This is a genomic window from Xenorhabdus thailandensis, from assembly GCF_037996785.1.
Taxonomy (GTDB): Bacteria; Pseudomonadota; Gammaproteobacteria; order Enterobacterales; family Enterobacteriaceae; genus Xenorhabdus; species Xenorhabdus griffiniae.
On the sequence record NZ_JBBMXF010000003.1, the window covers coordinates 88715 to 107398 of the forward strand.

General features: G+C 42.2%; 15 protein-coding genes and 8 pseudogenes. 12 read left to right on the forward strand and 11 right to left on the reverse strand.

Annotated elements, in window-relative coordinates; all coding sequences use genetic code 11:
* The first annotated feature begins 6 nt into the window (after window positions 1-6).
* Window positions 7-1974 carry an anthranilate synthase family protein gene (locus AAC853_RS00555; protein ID WP_340613327.1) on the forward strand — a complete coding sequence of 656 codons (1968 nt, stop codon included), beginning with the start codon at window positions 7-9 and terminating at the stop codon, window positions 1972-1974.
* A 385-nt stretch (window positions 1975-2359) separates the two neighbouring features.
* Here AAC853_RS00555 and AAC853_RS00560 read toward each other — a convergent pair whose 3' ends face one another.
* Window positions 2360-3364, reverse strand: a complete 1005-nt coding sequence (locus AAC853_RS00560) for an IS110 family RNA-guided transposase (RefSeq protein WP_340613296.1) — start codon at window positions 3362-3364, stop codon at window positions 2360-2362.
* 325 nt (window positions 3365-3689) lie between these two features.
* Here AAC853_RS00560 and AAC853_RS00565 point away from each other — a divergent pair, with 325 nt between their 5' ends.
* The gene (locus AAC853_RS00565; RefSeq protein WP_340613328.1) at window positions 3690-4058 is read left to right on the forward strand and encodes an MFS transporter; all 369 of its coding nucleotides are present in this window, start codon (window positions 3690-3692) and stop codon (window positions 4056-4058) included.
* A gap of 165 nt (window positions 4059-4223) precedes the next feature.
* On the opposite strand, the pseudogene AAC853_RS00570 reads toward AAC853_RS00565, so the two are convergent.
* From AAC853_RS00570 to AAC853_RS00580, 3 genes and pseudogenes are all read right to left on the reverse strand, one after another.
* Window positions 4224-4412: pseudogene (locus AAC853_RS00570) on the reverse strand (ISKra4 family transposase); the annotation flags it as partial.
* Between the two features lie 17 nt (window positions 4413-4429).
* Window positions 4430-5008 carry a plasmid pRiA4b ORF-3 family protein gene (locus AAC853_RS00575; protein ID WP_340613329.1) on the reverse strand — a complete coding sequence of 193 codons (579 nt, stop codon included), beginning with the start codon at window positions 5006-5008 and terminating at the stop codon, window positions 4430-4432.
* A 90-nt stretch (window positions 5009-5098) separates the two neighbouring features.
* Window positions 5099-6055, reverse strand: coding sequence for an IS110 family RNA-guided transposase (locus AAC853_RS00580; RefSeq protein ID WP_340613330.1), 957 nt, complete (start codon window positions 6053-6055; stop codon window positions 5099-5101).
* A 249-nt stretch (window positions 6056-6304) separates the two neighbouring features.
* Between AAC853_RS00580 and AAC853_RS00585 the strand changes: the two genes are divergently transcribed.
* Window positions 6305-7273, forward strand: coding sequence for an IS110 family RNA-guided transposase (locus AAC853_RS00585; protein WP_340613332.1), 969 nt, complete (start codon window positions 6305-6307; stop codon window positions 7271-7273).
* A gap of 508 nt (window positions 7274-7781) precedes the next feature.
* Here AAC853_RS00585 and AAC853_RS00590 read toward each other — a convergent pair.
* Together AAC853_RS00590 and AAC853_RS17685 are read right to left on the reverse strand one after the other, a co-directional pair.
* Window positions 7782-8960 (reverse strand): MFS transporter, encoded by a 1179-nt coding sequence (locus AAC853_RS00590; RefSeq protein WP_340613333.1) that lies wholly within the window; start codon window positions 8958-8960, stop codon window positions 7782-7784.
* 222 nt (window positions 8961-9182) lie between these two features.
* A pseudogene (locus tag AAC853_RS17685) lies at window positions 9183-10085 on the reverse strand (IS982 family transposase).
* 57 nt (window positions 10086-10142) lie between these two features.
* On the opposite strand from AAC853_RS17685, the gene AAC853_RS00610 reads away from it, so the two are divergent.
* Complete coding sequence (locus AAC853_RS00610) at window positions 10143-10331, forward strand: hypothetical protein (RefSeq protein ID WP_340613338.1); 189 nt, start codon at window positions 10143-10145, stop codon at window positions 10329-10331.
* 95 nt (window positions 10332-10426) lie between these two features.
* Complete coding sequence (locus AAC853_RS00615) at window positions 10427-10858, forward strand: FMN-dependent NADH-azoreductase (RefSeq protein WP_340613340.1); 432 nt, start codon at window positions 10427-10429, stop codon at window positions 10856-10858.
* A gap of 144 nt (window positions 10859-11002) precedes the next feature.
* On the opposite strand, the pseudogene AAC853_RS17950 reads toward AAC853_RS00615, so the two are convergent.
* The 3 pseudogenes from AAC853_RS17950 to AAC853_RS00625 all read right to left on the reverse strand — a co-directional run.
* A pseudogene (locus tag AAC853_RS17950) lies at window positions 11003-11221 on the reverse strand (OLD family endonuclease); the annotation flags it as partial.
* Between the two features lie 4 nt (window positions 11222-11225).
* A pseudogene (locus AAC853_RS00620) lies at window positions 11226-11809 on the reverse strand (AAA family ATPase).
* A gap of 2 nt (window positions 11810-11811) precedes the next feature.
* Window positions 11812-11880, reverse strand: a pseudogene (locus AAC853_RS00625) (recombinase family protein); the annotation flags it as partial.
* A gap of 108 nt (window positions 11881-11988) precedes the next feature.
* Here AAC853_RS00625 and AAC853_RS00630 point away from each other — a divergent pair.
* A pseudogene (locus AAC853_RS00630) lies at window positions 11989-12784 on the forward strand (DUF4158 domain-containing protein); the annotation flags it as partial.
* Between the two features lie 42 nt (window positions 12785-12826).
* On the opposite strand, the pseudogene AAC853_RS00635 reads toward AAC853_RS00630, so the two are convergent.
* Window positions 12827-13191 (reverse strand): annotated as a pseudogene (locus AAC853_RS00635) (RNA-guided endonuclease TnpB family protein); the annotation flags it as partial.
* Between AAC853_RS00635 and AAC853_RS00640 the strand changes: the two are divergent.
* The 3 genes and pseudogenes from AAC853_RS00640 to AAC853_RS00650 all read left to right on the forward strand — a co-directional run.
* Window positions 13182-13280 (forward strand): annotated as a pseudogene (locus AAC853_RS00640) (transposase); the annotation flags it as partial. The pseudogenes AAC853_RS00635 and AAC853_RS00640 overlap by 10 nt on opposite strands.
* A gap of 71 nt (window positions 13281-13351) precedes the next feature.
* Window positions 13352-14260 (forward strand): hypothetical protein, encoded by a 909-nt coding sequence (locus AAC853_RS00645; RefSeq protein WP_340613341.1) that lies wholly within the window; start codon window positions 13352-13354, stop codon window positions 14258-14260.
* A 162-nt stretch (window positions 14261-14422) separates the two neighbouring features.
* Window positions 14423-14578: a hypothetical protein gene (locus AAC853_RS00650; RefSeq protein WP_340613342.1), complete on the forward strand. Its 156-nt coding sequence runs from the start codon at window positions 14423-14425 to the stop codon at window positions 14576-14578.
* 429 nt (window positions 14579-15007) lie between these two features.
* On the opposite strand, the gene AAC853_RS00655 is transcribed toward AAC853_RS00650, so the two are convergent.
* The gene (locus AAC853_RS00655) at window positions 15008-16204 is read right to left on the reverse strand and encodes an amino acid aminotransferase (RefSeq protein WP_340613343.1); all 1197 of its coding nucleotides are present in this window, start codon (window positions 16202-16204) and stop codon (window positions 15008-15010) included.
* A 533-nt stretch (window positions 16205-16737) separates the two neighbouring features.
* On the opposite strand from AAC853_RS00655, the gene AAC853_RS00660 reads away from it, so the two are divergent.
* The 3 genes from AAC853_RS00660 to hppD all read left to right on the forward strand — a co-directional run bounded on the left by AAC853_RS00660 (window position 16738) and on the right by hppD (window position 18662).
* Window positions 16738-17121: a cupin domain-containing protein gene (locus AAC853_RS00660; protein WP_340613344.1), complete on the forward strand. Its 384-nt coding sequence runs from the start codon at window positions 16738-16740 to the stop codon at window positions 17119-17121.
* Window positions 17105-17338: a hypothetical protein gene (locus AAC853_RS00665; RefSeq protein ID WP_340613345.1), complete on the forward strand. Its 234-nt coding sequence runs from the start codon at window positions 17105-17107 to the stop codon at window positions 17336-17338. Before AAC853_RS00660 ends, AAC853_RS00665 begins: the two co-directional genes overlap by 17 nt.
* 250 nt (window positions 17339-17588) lie before the next feature.
* Complete coding sequence (gene hppD / locus AAC853_RS00670) at window positions 17589-18662, forward strand: 4-hydroxyphenylpyruvate dioxygenase (protein WP_340613347.1); 1074 nt, start codon at window positions 17589-17591, stop codon at window positions 18660-18662.
* Window positions 18663-18684: the final 22 nt, after the last annotated feature.

Below are 18684 nucleotides of genomic sequence, written 5' to 3' on the forward strand. Positions count from 1 at the left end.
ATGATGATGTTATCTACCCGTGCAGCAATACTTTCCGCTAGTAATATCAGTGAGCTTTCAGTATTTTTGGAAAATATTGATAGACCATTTGCTTGTATCTATCGCCCTCAAGTTAACTCAACTGATGGAGTATTATTCCTCGAAGGAAATATCGAACTATTCCCTTCTCTGTCAGACTTAGAACTAGATGCTCCGGTATCCGAGGTTAACACCAACAGTGAAGTACAACAGATAACGCAATTGGTACTGTTACCTTTTAATCAATTAAAGGAAAAAGGCTATGCTTGCATTGACGATCTTGAACCAGTGATAGTGATGAATATTACTCGACAATCTCATTATCCAGTTGATCAATTTGTGGCTGCCATCAGTGATTGTGATATCCACCCTCAGAATCTTAATTTTGATCTTGATGATCAGGCGTATAGTGACACTGTCGACACTATCATCAATCAGGAAATTAGCGCAGGAGAAGGCAGTAACTTCGTTATTTCACGCAGCTTAGAAGGCGATATCACTGATTTTAGCTCTGCCCATGCTTTGAATTTATTTAAACGGCTGATGAAGTCGGAGTTCGGCTCTTACTGGACATGGATAGTTTATACTGGCAGCCGTTATTTTATTGGAAGCACACCTGAACAGCATATTCAAGTTAATGAACAGTGTGTGGCGATGAATCCTATCAGCGGTACGTTAAGATACCCAGATACTGCATATTTAGAGCATGCTCTGTATGATTTTTTACAGGATAAAAAAGAGTGCGATGAGTTATTTATGGTTGTTGATGAAGAGCTCAAAATGATGAGTAAGATTTGCCAACGTGACATTAACGTCTCAGGACCGAAATTAAAGGCGATGTCGCATATTGCTCATACCGAATACTTTATTAATGGCAAATCCGATTACAGCTTGAAAGAAATCATTAGGCACTCCCTGTTTGCGCCAACTGTCACCGGTAGCCCAATCGAAAGCGCCTGTAAGGTCATAGCTCGACGTGAACAACGCGGACGAGGTTATTACAGCGGAGTCGTGGCTATTACTGGTACCTATAGTGGACAACGCTACCTTGATTCCGCAATAGTGATCCGTACTGCTGACATTACCACACAGGGGCACTTCCGTCTGACAGCTGGTTCGACCATCGTCAGAGACTCTATACCACATAATGAAGCTAGCGAAACGCGCGCCAAATTACAGGGGTTAATACATTCATTTTTTGATACCGCAGCTGACCGGTCGCAAATAAAACTACCTGCTAAGTTACTGGGACAAGCCGAACAGCTCTTAGCACAACGCAATGAAAAAGTATCTAATTTTTGGCTGGGAAATGTGCAACAAAGTCAGAATGTAGTCCTAACCCATAATACTATTGCATTGATAGATATGGAGGATACCTTTACCGAAATGATAGCCTATCAGTTGCGAAGCGTGGGCTACACCGTTACCATAGTACCTTGGTATGACAGCCAGCAAAGATTACCTCAGATCAATAGCGATATAGTATTCATCGGTCCAGGGCCAGGCGATCCTACACATCTGAATCTCGAAAAAATCCGGGTTGCAAGGCAAATTATTGCGCAACAATTACGAACCCGACGTTCTCTAATTGGAACCTGTTTAGGACATCAGCTTATTTGCGCTGAGCTTGGCATCCCAATTATGCGCTTACCTAAAAATCGTCAGGGTAGTCAATATCAAGTATCGATTCAGGGAAAAAATTATTATGTCGGTTTCTATAATAGTTTTTCAGCTATGCATCATGAATCTAGCTGGCATAGTACAATATATGATAAAACTATCCATTTTGAACGACTTGTTTCCAATGAAATCATTGCATTATCGTCATCTAATGTTAGCTCAATTCAATTTCATAACGAGTCATTTTTAACACAAGACGCTTTTTCTATTTATCAGTGGCTTATACAAAATTCTTTAAGAAAAACATCACCACTACAAAAAGTTAGTGCGATTTAGCAGTGTTTTCAAAATAAACTGAAATAAGATTATCGGATAATCCCTGCTAATACGGTCTATGCACCTCTGAAAATTTTAAACCTTAGAATAGGACGGGATTATCGTTTTATATTGGAGACCATAAAATCTATGGTTCCCCTCTTTTTTGCAACACTAATTTTTGATGAATTTTTGGCTTGCTTAAATCTATCCGGCGTCACTGTAGGCAAGGAGCCTGCGCCTTGATGAGTTCCGCGCCTGATGAACCTTAAAACCGTGTCGGCTTGAAAGAGCCATTTTTTATGTTAGGTTTCTCATCAGGCCGGTAGGCCGTTCATGTCATCAATAATCAGTCTTCGCAAAACCAGTGGGGTAACATTTAAATAGGTTCACAATGACGCCAGCTTTAGGCGACAAATACCGTGTGTTGTGTCGTAATGGCCCACGCTATCCGGGCGAGTTTATTAGCCAATGCACAGGCCACGATATTAGAGTGCTTTCGTTCAAGCTGCTGCTTAACCCAGTCAGCCAGTTTTCCCTGCCGATGCTCAATCTGTTGCATGAATGACCGGGCGCAGAGTACCAACAGTTGCCGGAGCGTCTTATTACCCCGTTTACTGATACCCAATAAGGTCGTCCTTCCCCCGGTGCTGTACTGGCGGGGAACCAAACCCGTCGAGGCCGCAAAATCCCGGCTGCGAGAATATTGTTTTCCATCGCCCAGTTGTGAGGAAAGCACACTCGCCGTGATGGGGCCAATGCCGGGGATCGTCATCAGCCGTTGTCCGATATCATCCTGAGCAACCTCCTGTGACAGGGCAGTTTCAATCTCGGTGATTTGCTCAACCAGATAGTGATAATGTGCCTGTAACCGCAGTAATACCTGCACCAAATAAGGGGGAAGTTCATGTTCAGCCAGCACAGCAGAGAGCCGTTTTATCACGGCAATCCCCTTGGGCATGTTGATACCAAATTCAAGCAGGAAAGCCTGCATCTGGTTGGTGGTTTTGACTTTATCCCGGACCAGTGATTCCCGGACACGATGCAACGCTCGCATGGCTTGTTGGGCTTCCGTTCTGGGCTGAACAAAACGCATTGAAGGTCGTGAGGCCGCTTCACAGATGGCTTCCGCGTCAATAAAATCATTCTTGTTACTTTTGACAAAAGGACGGACAAACTGCGGTGAAATCAGCTTAGCCTCATGCCCCAAATCAGCAATCCGTCTTGCCATGAAATGCGCGCCAGCACAGGCTTCCATCACAACCGTTGCCGGAGAGCAATCGGCTAAGAATTCCATCAATTTAGTTCGGGTGAATTTTTTACGTAGCAGGGCTTTTCCCGATTGCTCCTGACAATGGACATGAAAAGAATGCTTGCCGAGATCGATGCCAATCAGTGCGATAGTGTTCATGATGGTAGCCTCTTATCAAAGATAATCACTCTGCTAATATACTGCCGTTAGGGTGAGGGGAACCATCTTGTTTCTTTAACAAGTTGGTAAAATCCGACCCTAGCAACACCAAAGCAATCATTAATTTAGAACAAAATGTTCGACAATTCAAAGATTGCTATGGTGTTATCTTTCCAGAGTTACGCCGCGTATAGGCTTGGGTTTACGAGAGAGGATATGGAGGAAATTTTAATACAAAACTCGATTTTTTCTGGTTTTACTAGGGCTATGAACGCAGCTGTGATTTTTGATGATACTTGGAAAAAATTTCAGCGTGGAAACGATAATGAAGCATAAGAACTTTTATTTATATCAATCGGCTGACATTATCTTCACATCATCTTGTCGTGCTATAGGCATATTACTTGCTTGGGTTATGATACAACACTACCAATTAAAGGTTGAACTCGGTTGGTTCATATCCATATCTTGGCTACTACAGGTTTTAACTCTTATTTTCATGGGGTTATTTTCTGACCGATTCAGAAAAAAAACAGTCCCCGTTTTTTGTTCAGCTGCAAGTTTTTTATGCCTCATAACCCTTGAATTTGGTGGTAGCGTCGAGCCATTGCAGCTAGGTCTTATTTATATAGCGACATCTCTATTTGGAGAGCGTAAAAAAGTGTGGGGCACTTTTTTAGCTCACTATAATTAAGCAATTAAGCGTATTTATTAGATAGCGGTGAGAATCACCCAATCGCCACAATTCCCCGTAACCTGAGTTGTTAAACTATTTTATCCAGCTCTCACCAAATCCATGCCCCACACTTTTTTACGCTCTCCTCTATTTGGTTGGAGAGCATAAAAATGTGTGGGGCACTTATGCCGCAATAGCTTCAGCTTCTGTCAAATAGCGCTCCATTTCTTCACCTAACTTTATTCCCGGATACCAATACTCAAATCGGGCTTTTAAATCATTATTAAGTACCGCTGTGCGTGTCTGGAGTAAATAATGTGCGCCTTGTTGGCTCCATTGCATTTGCTGCTTTTTCACCATACCTTTATGGATACCGATCACCCTATCCGCTACAGCCCTATCACGATGGGTTCAAGTTCCGGTGAATCAAGATTGAGCCGACTTAATTGGCGATTAATCTTTCGGCGGTTGAATCTGACGGCATCAAGTGCCTCAACCAATGGACGGATATCTCCGACTGTGGTCGTATCATCAGCATGAATAATCGCGTCAAGTAATGCCAGGTTTTTATCAACTTCATCGGCTAACGTCGCCCCGGGCATTCGGTTTCCGGCCAGACAAAAGGGAGACGTTAGATTAGAATTTTCGAGAATAGTTTCAATACGGATATCGTGAAGCCAGTGCTCAAAAAAATTGTATTCATAAGTAAAGCGATCACCGGCATCAAATTCAAAGTCATCCAGCGCGATTTTGTAAGGGTTATCAGAAAATGCAATCCCGCCGGAGTACGAAATGCCGTAATTTTTACCATAAATACGGAATTGATGCAGGTGATCATCCTGCCATCCTTGCGCGATCTGAATGATATAGTGAAAAGCCGCTAAAGAAGTCCTGCCTGACAGCCTGAATCGACGCCAGAGCATAGGACTGATTCCCCGAAGGGCAATTTTCACGATATAATTTTTCATGGTGAGGTGTCTGATAAAATGATGTTCCTTTGCTCATTCTATCGTCTATTTAACACAGTGCCCCAAGGTAATGAGCAACTGTCTTTCGCTTTAAACCGTGTGGAAAGATTCATCCCACGGTTTATTTGTTTTTATCATTGCATTGAGAATGACCAGTAACTTACGCATACAAGCAACGATAGCGACTTTATTTGGCTTGCCGGCTTCGGTTAATCTCTTGTAGAAAGCGCAGAGAACGGGGTTAAATCTAATGGCTGTTAACGTAGCCATATAAAGCATTCGACGCACCATTGCTCTTCCTCCAAAAATTGTTCGTTTTCCCCGGAAGAACCCAGAATCCCGATTAAACGGTGCAACGCCAACCAAGGCACTAATTTCACGGCGGGTTAACTTACCCAACTCCGGGACATCGGCGATCAAAGTGGCTATTGTGGCAGGACCAACGCCTTTTACTGTCGATAATAAATCGAGTTTGGAACGATGATAGGCCTTGATGTGGTTAGATAACGCCGATTCAATGACCTTAAGTTGTTCTTGTATAAAGCTGATCATTAAAGTGATGCTTTCTCGAATTTCTGGATGGCAGCTTCCTAATCTTTGGCGCTCCGAGACGGAAAGTGTGACTAATTGGCGACGACGTGTGATCATGGCTTGCAGCACTTGTTGCTGAGCAGAGGGCAACACTCTGATTATTTTATCCCGATCTGTTTGTTGAGATAAAACCAGAGCTAACTGTGCCAGCATTTGAGCATCTATTTTATCGGTTTTGGCTAGATATCCCATTGCCTTAGCAAAATCACGGGCTTGTCGGGGATTGACGACAGCAACAGCCAGCCCTCTGGCCTGCAAAACACAAGCAACGGGCATCTCATAACCGCCGGTTGCTTCTAATACAACTAAATCAATCTCATAGTTAGCCAAAGTAGATGCTAGTTGATCATGGCCTTCAGGGGTATTTGGGAATGTCATGACAATTCCCTGTGCACTAAGCGCAATTTCGAGTGAAGCTTTGGCAACATCAATACCGACACAAATCGTTTCAGTCATGGTTCTTCGGCTCCCATTCTTGCCAATGCGAATTTAGTTTCAAGCAACTGTTCGGGTTTCTCGAAGAAAAGTAACAATCATGCGTCGAAAGCTCATTAACGGGCTTAATCCCTTGATGGTTGTCTGACTGCATGATTGTTGCCAATCTCACTTAACCAGCATAAACCAGATTAAAGATACAAAATGGTTCCCCTCACCCTAACGGCAGTATATTAGCAGAGTGATTATCTTTGATAAGAGGCTACCATCATGAACACTATCGCACTGATTGGCATCGATCTCGGCAAGCATTCTTTTCATGTCCATTGTCAGGAGCAATCGGGAAAAGCCCTGCTACGTAAAAAATTCACCCGAACTAAATTGATGGAATTCTTAGCCGATTGCTCTCCGGCAACGGTTGTGATGGAAGCCTGTGCTGGCGCGCATTTCATGGCAAGACGGATTGCTGATTTGGGGCATGAGGCTAAGCTGATTTCACCGCAGTTTGTCCGTCCTTTTGTCAAAAGTAACAAGAATGATTTTATTGACGCGGAAGCCATCTGTGAAGCGGCCTCACGACCTTCAATGCGTTTTGTTCAGCCCAGAACGGAAGCCCAACAAGCCATGCGAGCGTTGCATCGTGTCCGGGAATCACTGGTCCGGGATAAAGTCAAAACCACCAACCAGATGCAGGCTTTCCTGCTTGAATTTGGTATCAACATGCCCAAGGGGATTGCCGTGATAAAACGGCTCTCTGCTGTGCTGGCTGAACATGAACTTCCCCCTTATTTGGTGCAGGTATTACTGCGGTTACAGGCACATTATCACTATCTGGTTGAGCAAATCACCGAGATTGAAACTGCCCTGTCACAGGAGGTTGCTCAGGATGATATCGGACAACGGCTGATGACGATCCCCGGCATTGGCCCCATCACGGCGAGTGTGCTTTCCTCACAACTGGGCGATGGAAAACAATATTCTCGCAGCCGGGATTTTGCGGCCTCGACGGGTTTGGTTCCCCGCCAGTACAGCACCGGGGGAAGGACGACCTTATTGGGTATCAGTAAACGGGGTAATAAGACGCTCCGGCAACTGTTGGTACTCTGCGCCCGGTCATTCATGCAACAGATTGAGCATCGGCAGGGAAAACTGGCTGACTGGGTTAAGCAGCAGCTTGAACGAAAGCACTCTAATATCGTGGCCTGTGCATTGGCTAATAAACTCGCCCGGATAGCGTGAGCCATTACGACACAACACACGGTATTTGTCGCCTAAAGCTGGCGTCATTGTGAACCTATTTAAATGTTACCCCACTGGTTTTGCGAAGACTGATTATTGATGACATGAACGGCCTACCGGCCTGATGAGAAACCTAACATAAAAAATGGCTCTTTCAAGCCGACACGGTTTCAAGCCGACACGGTTTTAAGGTTCATCAGGCGCGGAACTCATCGAGGCGCAGGCTCCTTGCCTACAGTGACGCCGGATAGATTTAAGCAAGCCAAAAATTCATCAAAAATTAGTGTTGCAAAAAAGAGGGGAACCATAGATTTTTATGGTCTCCAAGATTATTCATTATCAATTTAAAAAAAATTCCTTCCTTGGAAATACTCACAGTGAGTGTTGAGAATATGTTTTTAGGTTCTAGAATTCTTAGGTATCAAATCCAAAATTTGGTGTTTACACTTTGGTAATTTGACTATCTCTCCATTCCTTAGGATTGAAGGGAAGATGCAATGCTCTCCATTTATTTTAATCGAGCAATCCATACCACCATAAAGATAGCTATAACAGCAATAGCAGTAGCCACGTAACCTATACTGTCCAAGCCCCATTGTGTGATAGCTACCCCACCAATGATTGCACCCAGCCCTGTTCCTGCATTGGCAGCAGAGACATTCAAAGTGCCTGCCAAAGCTTGAGCATGTGAAGCTGATTTCATAACACGTACCTGACAGATGGGAAATAATGCGGTGTAAGCAATACCCCACAGCGCTAAAGATATTCCGAGCAGGAACAAAGAACTAGCCAGTGGTACACTGAAGGCCATTCCTATAGCTAAGAGTAACGTGAATATCACAGTAATTTTTAGTGGATTACGATCAACAAATCGACCACCTAGCCAATTTCCAATCAAACCGATAGCACCAAAGCCCATTAACCACCATCCGACATATGCCGGCTGAACTCCGACAATGCGCTCTAATGTATCAGCTAAATAGGTGTAAGCAGTGAACATAGCGGTAAAAATAACAACAGATAACAATACGTTAGCTACAAACCGAGGATCTTTTAGAATACGTGTTTGTTCCTTAATTTTCATCTTCTCTGGTCGTGCAACAGTAGGCATGAAGATAAACATGAGAATTGCCATTAAAAGAGACAAGCCTGCTAATCCCCAGAACGTGCTTCGCCAACCAATAGAATCTGATGCAAGGGTACCTAATGGAATACCGAATAATAGTGCTGCTGAGATACCTAAGTAAACTTGTGAAACCGCTCGGCCTGCACGTTTAGGACCAACAATTTGCCCAGCAGTTTCACTGGCTGTTCCCCAAAATACGGGTAGCATCAAAGCAGGAATAAAACGGGCAATAGCAAGTATCCAAATATTTGGAGCAACTGCGGCCAGAGCATTGGAAGCCGAAAATATTAGCAAAATTGCTATAAATAAACATTTGCGTTCTATATGAGATAATAATGCGGTCAATACGGGTCCAAACAGCATGACTGTAAAAGCAAATAATGTAACAAGTTGTCCTGCTACTGAAATTGAGACATTTAAATCACGAGACAATGCAGGAAGAAGCCCAACTATTAGATATTCTGTAGTGACAATAACGAAAGCTGCTATTGCAAGAATAATAATAGAAAGGCCACTACGGCTAACTGATTCTGTTGTGACTGATGTTGAATAAGAAGACATTAAAAAAGACTCCAACGTAATATCAATTATTGCCCCTAGTCTATTGAAAAAAATAAATCTTATATTTGTTTTTTTTTCATACTATTATGGAATTTAAATCTATAATAGGAATGGGAATATGACTCCTTTTGAACGTTTTTCTACCGCACTTGTGTACGTGTGCTACTGACTTAAAAGAAGCAGAAATTGTTCTCAGTACTCAATTTAACGCGATGCTCGACTTTAACACCCTATAACATTAGCTTGTTGAAGCCATTCGTGTTGACTTTTACCTTGTTTAAAATTGGCAAAAATACCCAGTGTGTGAGAAAGTAGCTTTCTGGTTATTCGATTACTCAAATGCCATAAATCCCGCGCCCAACACTTCTTGATAGCAAATTGCCCAACGAGTTGACCAATGACGGTTTCAATTAATAAGCGCCGTTTGGCATTAATGCGCTTTCTCGTTTCTCTGGGGACGGGGTCATCCATATTGGCACGCACCGGGAGTTATCATTTCAATACCCCTGCCTTCATTTCCTGTTTAAATTCAACGCCTAAATAGCCTTTATCACCCAGAAAATAGCCTTTTATCGAGCCAATCACATCCCAGGTTGCTTCACGCTCACTGACATTGGCGGGTGTCAGGGTAAATCCGGTTACCACGCCGATTTCGTCTATCATGAGATACCCTTTGAAGCCGTAGTCAGCTTCGTGTTTGGCGGCGCAGTACCCATAATCGGCTTGTCCTTTGAAGTTGGCACTGCCTTTCGCTCTTTTGAATCCACAGATGGGCAGCGGAAATCTGTCGATAATATGTACCGGCCTGTCGAGTCCGCCTAATAACCTCGCCAGTTTTTCTTGTAGCTTTTGTTTAACAACCCAAAGATTTGAAATCTGTTTAGCGAAATTGGCGCGTTACCCCAGCCCCGGGAACCCCTCGCACCAGTGGTTACGAAAATAAATCCAAATGCCTTTATCCGTTGAAAAACCTAAGAATTCACCCACAACTTCCATCGTGATGGCTTCTGCATCGCTCAGTTTAGGCGAATATCCCCGGCTTCTGAGTCGTGTGCCTTGCTGTAACTGCGTTAAATTATCGTCTACCCAACAAAACACCCAAATGATAAAATCTTGCTGTGACATAGCCTTTGTTCCTTTATTTCTCTCAGTTTGGCGACTTAAAGTTATAAAGGAGCGGCTATGTCATTTCAACTCACCATAAAAGTCGAGCATCGCGTTATGACTACGTTATTACACATCGATTCCAGTGCACGCCATGGCAGTTCTGACGAAATTTCCCACGGCTCGCATACACGTCGGTTAACTTCTCGTTTCGTACAACAGTGGATTGCATTGCATCCCGAAACAAAAGTGCTCTACCGGATGTAGATCAGGAAGCACCATCACCTGTTACGGGAAAATAGATACATGCCGCTTTCACACCCGAACATGTTCGTGAAGATTGGATGAGAGAGGAGCTTAGGATGAGTGATATATTAGTGGACGAAGTGATACGCGCTGATCTTATTGTAGCTGGCGTACCAATGTATAACTTTGAGCCTCCTGCACAATTCAAGTCCTATATCGACAACATAGTGCGGGTAGGGCGTACATTCGGATTTGATAGAAGCCGGAATGGTGAACCTTATTGGCCCCTGTTGGCAGGTGCTGGAAAACGCTTGGTCATCCTCTCTTCACGGGGTGATTACGGGTACCAACTGGGCAGTCGCCTCGGCAATCATAACCACGTAGAAAGAGCTGTTCGCACCGCTTTTGCATACATTGGTGTGACGGATGTTCATGAAGCAGCCATTGAGTACGATGAGTTTGCCGATCATAGATTAGCCCATTCAATCAAACAGGCGGAGGCGGTTGTAGATGATCTTGTTTCTATGTTAGTCAACCGCTCTACTTAATCTAAGTTAGCGATCAACCCTTTTTCGGTGATACAGGGGTCAGTTTGGATACCGAAAATTATTGTACGTTAAACTCATTTTTTGAGCACAAGAACGTTGCACAGAAGCCTAAACTTACACACCTCTATGCAACGTAGTTCGTGATCAATCGATTAATGAAACAATGCCTTCAAGAATTTCTATAAGTTCAATTTTGTCACTATTGCCATCTCTATAAGTAGAGCATTTTATGATTTTTTTCGCGTCACATGTATCAGTGAAAATAACCTGAATCCCTGTCTCATCTCTTCAAAGATAGTTTTCAATTTCACATTTACGTGTGGCAAAAAACATGTTTCCGGCCTCTTCCACTTCCTTTTTCGTTTCTCTATCGAAAGAATGTAAGTTGCCTGTTAGGTTGATTTGAAAGTGACAATAAAGCCTTCATCAGCATAATTTGATAATTAGAGTGCTGTGATGTTTCTGGCTCTTCTATAGCGTAAATAACATTGCGCTGGGTCCCTGATACTGCTTTCTCAGCTTCTGTTCTAAAAAATTAAGCAAAATAAGTCGCCTTACACCGCTTCCTCTTTTATTTATTGGAATTCCATTCTCACCATCGAGTGTAAATCTAAATGTCCATTTGGGTTTTTCTTTAAACCGCGGAGTGAGTTCATTCGCAAGCTCTGGTGCCATTTCTCGCAGTTTATCAAGAGTCCTCCCAGCAACATTTAATACACTGTCCTGGATTTCTTGTTCAAGAGCTGTATTCCCTTGCAAAGCAGCCTGAGCATCTTTAACAGCTTGTTGTAATGGTTTTTTTGCTTCAGAGTTACCATCGCTACTCTCCCTGTCGGCCTTGAAAAGAATAAAGGTTGGTAGTTGTTCAAGAATCCGCTCCCATATTGACTTAGTTTCTGTCCCTAATCCTTTATCCACATCAAGTAAAATTTCAGCACATTCATATGGCATAGCAGCATCTCCTTCGCCCGATCGGCGAACTGATCCCCCGTCGATGCTCTCAAATAAGCTCTTATGAACATTTTTTCACCGTGTTATCGCATATAGGTTATGGCGTGAGGGTCCCCCCCCTTATGCGACAACCACTTTTGTTAAAAATACCCCACTGAATAATTTATGAGGAAAACTATATGGCAAGAAGGCAGATTCTTTCGCTGTCGGAAAGAGAATCATTACTGGCATTACCAGACTATGAGTTAACGCTGACTCGAATGGCGTATTTCAGTGAACATGATCTGGCGCTTATCAGTGCTCACCGTAAACCCGCCAGTCGGTTTGGTTCTGCCGTCCTTCTTTACTATCTGAAAAATGTCGGTTTTGCCCCGGATAAAAAAATCCCCCCATCTGAAGTGCTGTTGAAGCATATCGCCATCAGGCTAAAACTCACCAGGGATCTCTGGCCAGCTTACCTTTCCGGCAGGGATACCACGCGACGCGAACATTTAACCGAACTGTACAGCTATCTTGGCGTAAAAGCATTCACCAACAAATACAGCAGGGCTGTGTGACACACCTGCTGCCAATGGCGACGCGCACCGTCTGGCCGAAGAACTGCTGGTTTATCTCCGGCGGAACAACGTAATGATCCCCGCGATTGATGTCGTGGAGCGAACCTGTGCGGAGGCTATGGCTGGCGGCGATAAAATTGTGTTTCAGACTCTTAATGCCCCGTTAACCCCGGTTCACAGGGATGCACTGGAGAGTTTACTTGAGTTATCAGATAGGCTGACATGGCTTCTGAAACCCCCGGGTAAAATCAATGGTAAGAACGTGCTGCAACATCTTGATCGGCTGAGCAGCATTGAATCGCTGGCACTGCCGGAGGGTCTCGATCGTACCATTCACCAGAATCGGTTGCTGAAACTGACGCGGGAAGGCCGAAAGATGAGCAGTCGGGATTTGACCCGATTTTCAGCAGCCCGACGTCTGCGATCTCCCTGTGGAATACCGTTTATATGGAAAGGGTGGTCTTGAACTGGCAAACCAGTGTCCAGTTTCACCAGATGCACCCCTTTCTCTGCGGCCTTATATTCCAGTTTTGTGATGAACCCAGACCATCCGGCATCGCCGATAGCACGTGCCAGATGATGATTTTTCATCATATTTGCTGCTTTCAGTGTCTCCGCAATGACCGCTTGGCTTTCGTCAACAATTGTGCGGGAGAGTTTATGCTGGAAATCAGCACGGGTATTGGCTACCCGTTCATGTACACCCGCAAGCTGTATACGGGCTTTGCGACGGTTCGCACTCCCCTTTTTCTTACGGGACAACGCTTTCTGTTTACGTCGCAGGTTGCGACTGGCATTGATGAGATGGCGGGGATTCGGGGTTTTTATGGTCAAGATCATACTTTGTCTGTAGCTCCGGAGGGGCAACGATTGAAACGCTCAGAGCCTATGTTCAAAGCCAGACAACGCCTGATAAAGCCCTACGGGCTTCTCGCCTTATATCCCCGCCCGCATTGGGCATAAGTATCTACACAAAATCGTTATAATGTGGCATAAATTAGCCGCATGGCTTAAATCTTACTATCGCCGGCGCTATCAGACGCCGGTCAAACAACATATGACACCTTCTACTCCGCTTGCCAGTGCAGTCAAAGATATTGCCTGTGCACAGAAAACGACTTTTGCCACGACCCAGGCTGTCTGGCGATTTCTTAATCATGACCTAATTGCCTTTAGTCAGCTTAATCAGCTTCTGATTACCCTCGCCCAGCAGGGGATTGCCTCCCGTCCCCATTGCTGTGCGCTTGTGGTTCATGATTGGTCACGCCTACAGTTCTTCTCACATCGTGGAAAGCGACACCGCTTGCAAATGACACATGCTACAGATGTGGGGTATGAACGACAAAGCCGTTTGCGGGTTGATGCCGCCTCCGGCCTGCCTGTTGTGCCCTTGGCACAAACACTGACAGACAATCTGACGCGTCACTCAACGTTCTCGGATGATACGGGTGAGAAGCAAACACATCTAGATGCACTGACAGCAGATATTTTCCGGATAGAAGCGCTGGATGTCGGCAAAACGCGCGTTCATCTCATTGACCGCGAGGGAGACTCCATTGCCCATATGCGGGAACTAGATAGCCGAAGTCTGCGCTGGCTCATTCGGGGTAAGGAAGGCCATCGTGTTGAATATCAAGGCAGGAGCCGGAAGCTGGGCGAGGTAGCGGATGAACTGGCGTTTACAAAGGTCAAGCAAGTTGATTACAAAGGGAAAAAAGCACACCTGTCGCTCAGTGAAACGGCGGTGAATATCACGCGGGCCGCAAAACCCAAGCGAATCGATAACGAAACAGGCCGCCGAGTTAAGGTGGTGCCGGGAAACGCCCTGACAGTCAAACTCGTGGTGGCACGACGGGATGATGACGCAGGACAGATGCTGTGTCGCTGGACATGATTAACGAATGTAGGCACAGACATCAGCCGTGATGAAATCGCGCAATGGTATGACTGGCGATGGAATATTGAGTCATTTTTTAAACGGATAAAAGGGGCAGGATATGATATTGAGTCATGGCTCCAACGCAGTGCAAAAGCGATGCTGAGGCGATTATTGATAGTGAGCATGGCGTGTGTTCTGGTATGGCGTTTGCAGCGGTCAGAAGGCGAGGCGAATGCGCGAGCGCGGGCATGGGTGTGCCGTTTATCGGGGAGACAACAGAAACGAGGAAAGCGGGAAAGTGCACCGGCACTCCTGGTAGGGACAAGCATTTGACTGAATGCCCTGATGCTGTTATCAGAACACACACCCGAAGAACTGCCCCAGATGGCGCAAATCATTTTAGGCCAGTTCAGCGATGTGTAGATACCTATGCCGCATTGGGCGAGGGTTTACGGCGGATTTTGCTAAGGCTGACGAACGAATGTTTTCTGTTCAAAAATAATTTTTATTTAGTGAAAAAAAGATCGTTTTCTAAGTATACAAATACAAGTATTCGGATTTTATAAATCAATACTAGTTATTTTGTATATTTATGCTTTATAAACTTCAAGTTGCAATCTATAAAACCATTCAAAGCCCTATATCTCCCCACGCCATAGGAAGATATAAAATGCATCTTGAAGTTGAATCAGTATAAATATTTCATGCGTCAGCTCTGCTATATGAGCGCGATAGTTAGCACCATTTTCATATTTTTATAAATTATGCACAAACTGCCGAAAAAGCTTCAGCAATATTTCGTGCATTACTATGATTCACCCCAGCCATACAAATTCTCCCGGAACCAATTAAATAGATACCAAACTTTTTGCGAAGATGCTCTATCTGGGTTCTATTAAAACCAGTATAACTAAACATACCTTGTTGTTTAAGTAAGTAATCAAAATTTCTTTCTGGTAATGAAATTTTCAATTCATTCACTAATAATATTCTCATTTCTTTAATACGCTGGCACATTTGATTGACTTCTTTTAGCCACAAATTTTTTAGTTCTTCATCTCCTAGTACATTGGCAACGATATGTGCACCGAAACTAGGAGGGCTGGAGTATATACGGCGTATATTTGCTTTTAATTGTCCTAAAACATTTTCACATGACTTCGAATCATTACAAATGATAGACAATCCACCAACTCGCTCACCATATAAAGAAAAAATTTTCGAAAATGAATTACTAATGAGGCATGGTAATTCCGCATTTGCCATACTTGTAATAGGGTAAACATCTTCCTTCATATCATGTGCAAGACCTTGATAAGCAATATCAAAAAAAGGAATTAATCTTCTTTCTTTTATAACTTTAATCACTAAATCCCACTGGCTATTAGTTAAATCTACCCCCGTCGGATTATGGCAGCAAGGATGCATCAGAATAATGCTCTTCGATGGCAGTTTTTTGAACACTTCTAGCATTTCATCAAATTTTACTCCTTTTGTGACATCATCAAAATAAGGGTAATAATTAACTTTTATACCTGCGCCGGAAAAGATTGCAGCATGGTTTTCCCATGTCGGATCACTACACCACACTTCAGAATCAGGAAAATAATAGTGTAAAAAATCAGCTCCTATTTTTAATGCTCCTGAACCACCAATAGTTTGAATAGTCGCTATACGTTTTTGTTGTAATAACGAATGATCATGACCAAATAGTAATTCTTGAATAGCCAATCTATAAGAAGATAGACCTTCCATTGGAAGATAAAGAGATGCCGATTTTGGTAATGAATATATTTTTTCCTTCGCAATTTCTACAGATTTAAATAATGGAACTTCACCCTTTTCATCATAGTACAATCCAATTCCTAAATTTGTTTTTTCTGTTTTAGTATCCAATTTAAATTCATCCATTAATGAAATAATTGGATCGCCCGAATATGCATCAACACTTTGAAACATTATATCTAATTCCTTTTTAATTTTTTATATACTGAAATTTAATAATCTTGATATGTTTTTTTTAAATATTGCAATTAACTGTTCAAATTTATAGCTTCTCATTTATCAATGAAACAATATAAATCCACCAATAATATAAAAATTAGTGACTAGGTGAAATTTTATTGTTGTTCATATATATTTAAAAACAAATTCAATTAAAAATCCATACTACGGTAATTATTAATTTAATAAAATACCCAAAGATAATACAGTCATACCAGTAAATCTAAAAAAATCATATTAATCAATATGTTATATTGAATAAAAGGAAGGTTTTTCTCATTTCAGAGAGCCTATGTTGTAAAATATTTACGTGTGTGTAAACTTATAAAAACAAATTAAAAACAATAACACAACCACCATGCATTTATTTTTAATATTTTATGAAATATATTAAAAAACGAAAACCAATGACTAACTTTACTAGAGTGATACTCATACCTCTAATTCAATACATTCATCTATTTAAAAGGAAAAACAAGGAAGATAATATGAATGGTAAATCCTCAATCTCAAAAGTATTAGCGATAACTTTTACATTAATTGCAGGAACACATTGCTCAACTAGCTGGGCTAAAGAACCAACTGCTACAATTATAACAGCAGAAGAGGGAGAGCAATTGACTAGGCGCTGGGGGTATCCACTAACAATTAAGGTTGATCCTATTACTACTGGAGCAAAAAATTTTTCTGTTGGCACTGAGGACATCCCCCCAGGAAAAGCTATTCCTCGCCATAGGCATACTCATTCAGAAGAACTAATAATCGTACAATCAGGTTCTGTAATTGCACATATAGGTAATGAAAAAGCGTGCTCTAGGTGCAGGAGGAATGGCATATGCCCCGGGAAATACATGGATGGGATTCGAGAATAGAGGTAACACAACTGCTACCGTAATATGGATCTTCCCCACTCCTGGTTTTGAGGAATACGTTAGAGCAACATCTGTTCCTGCTGGTAGCACTATAACTCCGTTTTCAGCTAGTGAACTGGCTGAAATTCGCCAAAAATATAAGGCTCACATAGAATTAGAAGGGGGGGATTTGAACAACTATCCTACTGACGTCAAAAATGACGCACAAAAAAAATAATTTCATGCTAGCGTGAAAATGATAGTTTAGATTTTTCTCATACTAATTGGGATTTACATCAAATTTTGATCTTTAAGTATATTAAACTGATGTCAAATCATAATTAATGGCCATACCTTACTCTTATAGGTATGATTAATTACAGCATAAGTCAGTCTATTTGTACTTTAAAGTACAAATAGACTGACTTAAACTATTAAAAATATAATTTTAACTTATAAATATTCAGCCTTTTTCTCAGGAGAAAACCATGACTGATCTTTTTGAAAATCCTATGGGTTTAGATGGGTTTGAGTTTATTGAATTTTCATCACCAGAATCAAATTTACTTGAACGTACTTTCGAATTATTAGGGTTTACTGAAGTAGCACGACATCGTTCTAAAAATGTTTCTTTGTACCGTCAAGGGGATATTAATTTCATTATCAATAGAGAGCCTAAAAGTGCTGCTGCTTATTTTGCTTCTGAACATGGCCCAGGAGCCTGTGGTTTGGCTTTCCGCGTAAAAAATGCTCAGCAAGCTTATAATAGAGCCTTGGAATTAGGGGCTCAACCTGTCGAAATTTCTACCGGTCCTATGGAACTACGTCTACCAGCAATCAGAGGAATTGGTGGTACGGTATTATATTTAATAGACAGCTCTAAAGATAAAATATCAATATATGATATTGACTTTCAATACTTAGATGGTGTTGATAAATATCCTAAAGGTCATGGTTTCATCGAAGTTGACCATTTAACCCATAATGTCTATCGAGGTCGTATGACATTTTGGGCAAATTTTTATGAGAATTTATTTAATTTTCGTGAAATTAGATATTTTGATATCAAAGGTGAATATACAGGATTAGTTTCTAAAGCTATGACAGCTCCCGATGGCAAGATTCGGATTCCTCTTAATGAAGAATCTGATAAAGGCTCAGGTCAAATAGAGGAATTTTTAATCAAGTTTAATGGTGAAGGAATACAGCATATAGCTTTACTTACTAATGATATTTTCCATAGTGTGGATAAATTAATTGAGGCAGGAGTGCCACTCATGAAAGCCCCCCCAGAAAGTTATTATAAAATGCTTAATGAACGCATACCTAATAACGGTGAAGATCCCAATCAGCTTCAAACTAGAGGGATTTTGTTGGATGGATCGGCTGAAAATGGAAGCCCTCGTCTACTACTACAAATATTCTCTGCTAATTTATTAGGCCCTGTGTTTTTTGAATTTATTCAACGTAAGGGAGATCAAGGATTCGGAGAAGGAAATTTTAAAGCATTATTTGAATCTATCGAGCGAGATCAGATTGAACGGGGCATTATAGCCGCCTAATACTCAAAATTCCTCGTTAATA

What these genes read in the sequence shown, in the direction of transcription:
- AAC853_RS00555 (WP_340613327.1), top strand. Translation starts at nt 7, where the DNA reads ATGTTATCTACCCGTGCAGCAATACTTTCCGCTAGTAATATCAGTGAG.
- AAC853_RS00560 (WP_340613296.1), bottom strand. Translation starts at nt 3,364, where the DNA reads ATGAACACTATCGCACTGATTGGCATCGATCTCGGCAAGCATTCTTTT.
- AAC853_RS00565 (WP_340613328.1), top strand. Translation starts at nt 3,690, where the DNA reads ATGAAGCATAAGAACTTTTATTTATATCAATCGGCTGACATTATCTTC.
- AAC853_RS00575 (WP_340613329.1), bottom strand. Translation starts at nt 5,008, where the DNA reads ATGAAAAATTATATCGTGAAAATTGCCCTTCGGGGAATCAGTCCTATG.
- AAC853_RS00580 (WP_340613330.1), bottom strand. Translation starts at nt 6,055, where the DNA reads ATGACTGAAACGATTTGTGTCGGTATTGATGTTGCCAAAGCTTCACTC.
- AAC853_RS00585 (WP_340613332.1), top strand. Translation starts at nt 6,305, where the DNA reads ATGAACACTATCGCACTGATTGGCATCGATCTCGGCAAGCATTCTTTT.
- AAC853_RS00590 (WP_340613333.1), bottom strand. Translation starts at nt 8,960, where the DNA reads ATGTCTTCTTATTCAACATCAGTCACAACAGAATCAGTTAGCCGTAGT.
- AAC853_RS00610 (WP_340613338.1), top strand. Translation starts at nt 10,143, where the DNA reads ATGTCATTTCAACTCACCATAAAAGTCGAGCATCGCGTTATGACTACG.
- AAC853_RS00615 (WP_340613340.1), top strand. Translation starts at nt 10,427, where the DNA reads ATGAGTGATATATTAGTGGACGAAGTGATACGCGCTGATCTTATTGTA.
- AAC853_RS00645 (WP_340613341.1), top strand. Translation starts at nt 13,352, where the DNA reads ATGTGGCATAAATTAGCCGCATGGCTTAAATCTTACTATCGCCGGCGC.
- AAC853_RS00655 (WP_340613343.1), bottom strand. Translation starts at nt 16,204, where the DNA reads ATGTTTCAAAGTGTTGATGCATATTCGGGCGATCCAATTATTTCATTA.
- AAC853_RS00660 (WP_340613344.1), top strand. Translation starts at nt 16,738, where the DNA reads ATGAATGGTAAATCCTCAATCTCAAAAGTATTAGCGATAACTTTTACA.
- AAC853_RS00665 (WP_340613345.1), top strand. Translation starts at nt 17,105, where the DNA reads ATGGGATTCGAGAATAGAGGTAACACAACTGCTACCGTAATATGGATC.
- hppD (WP_340613347.1), top strand. Translation starts at nt 17,589, where the DNA reads ATGACTGATCTTTTTGAAAATCCTATGGGTTTAGATGGGTTTGAGTTT.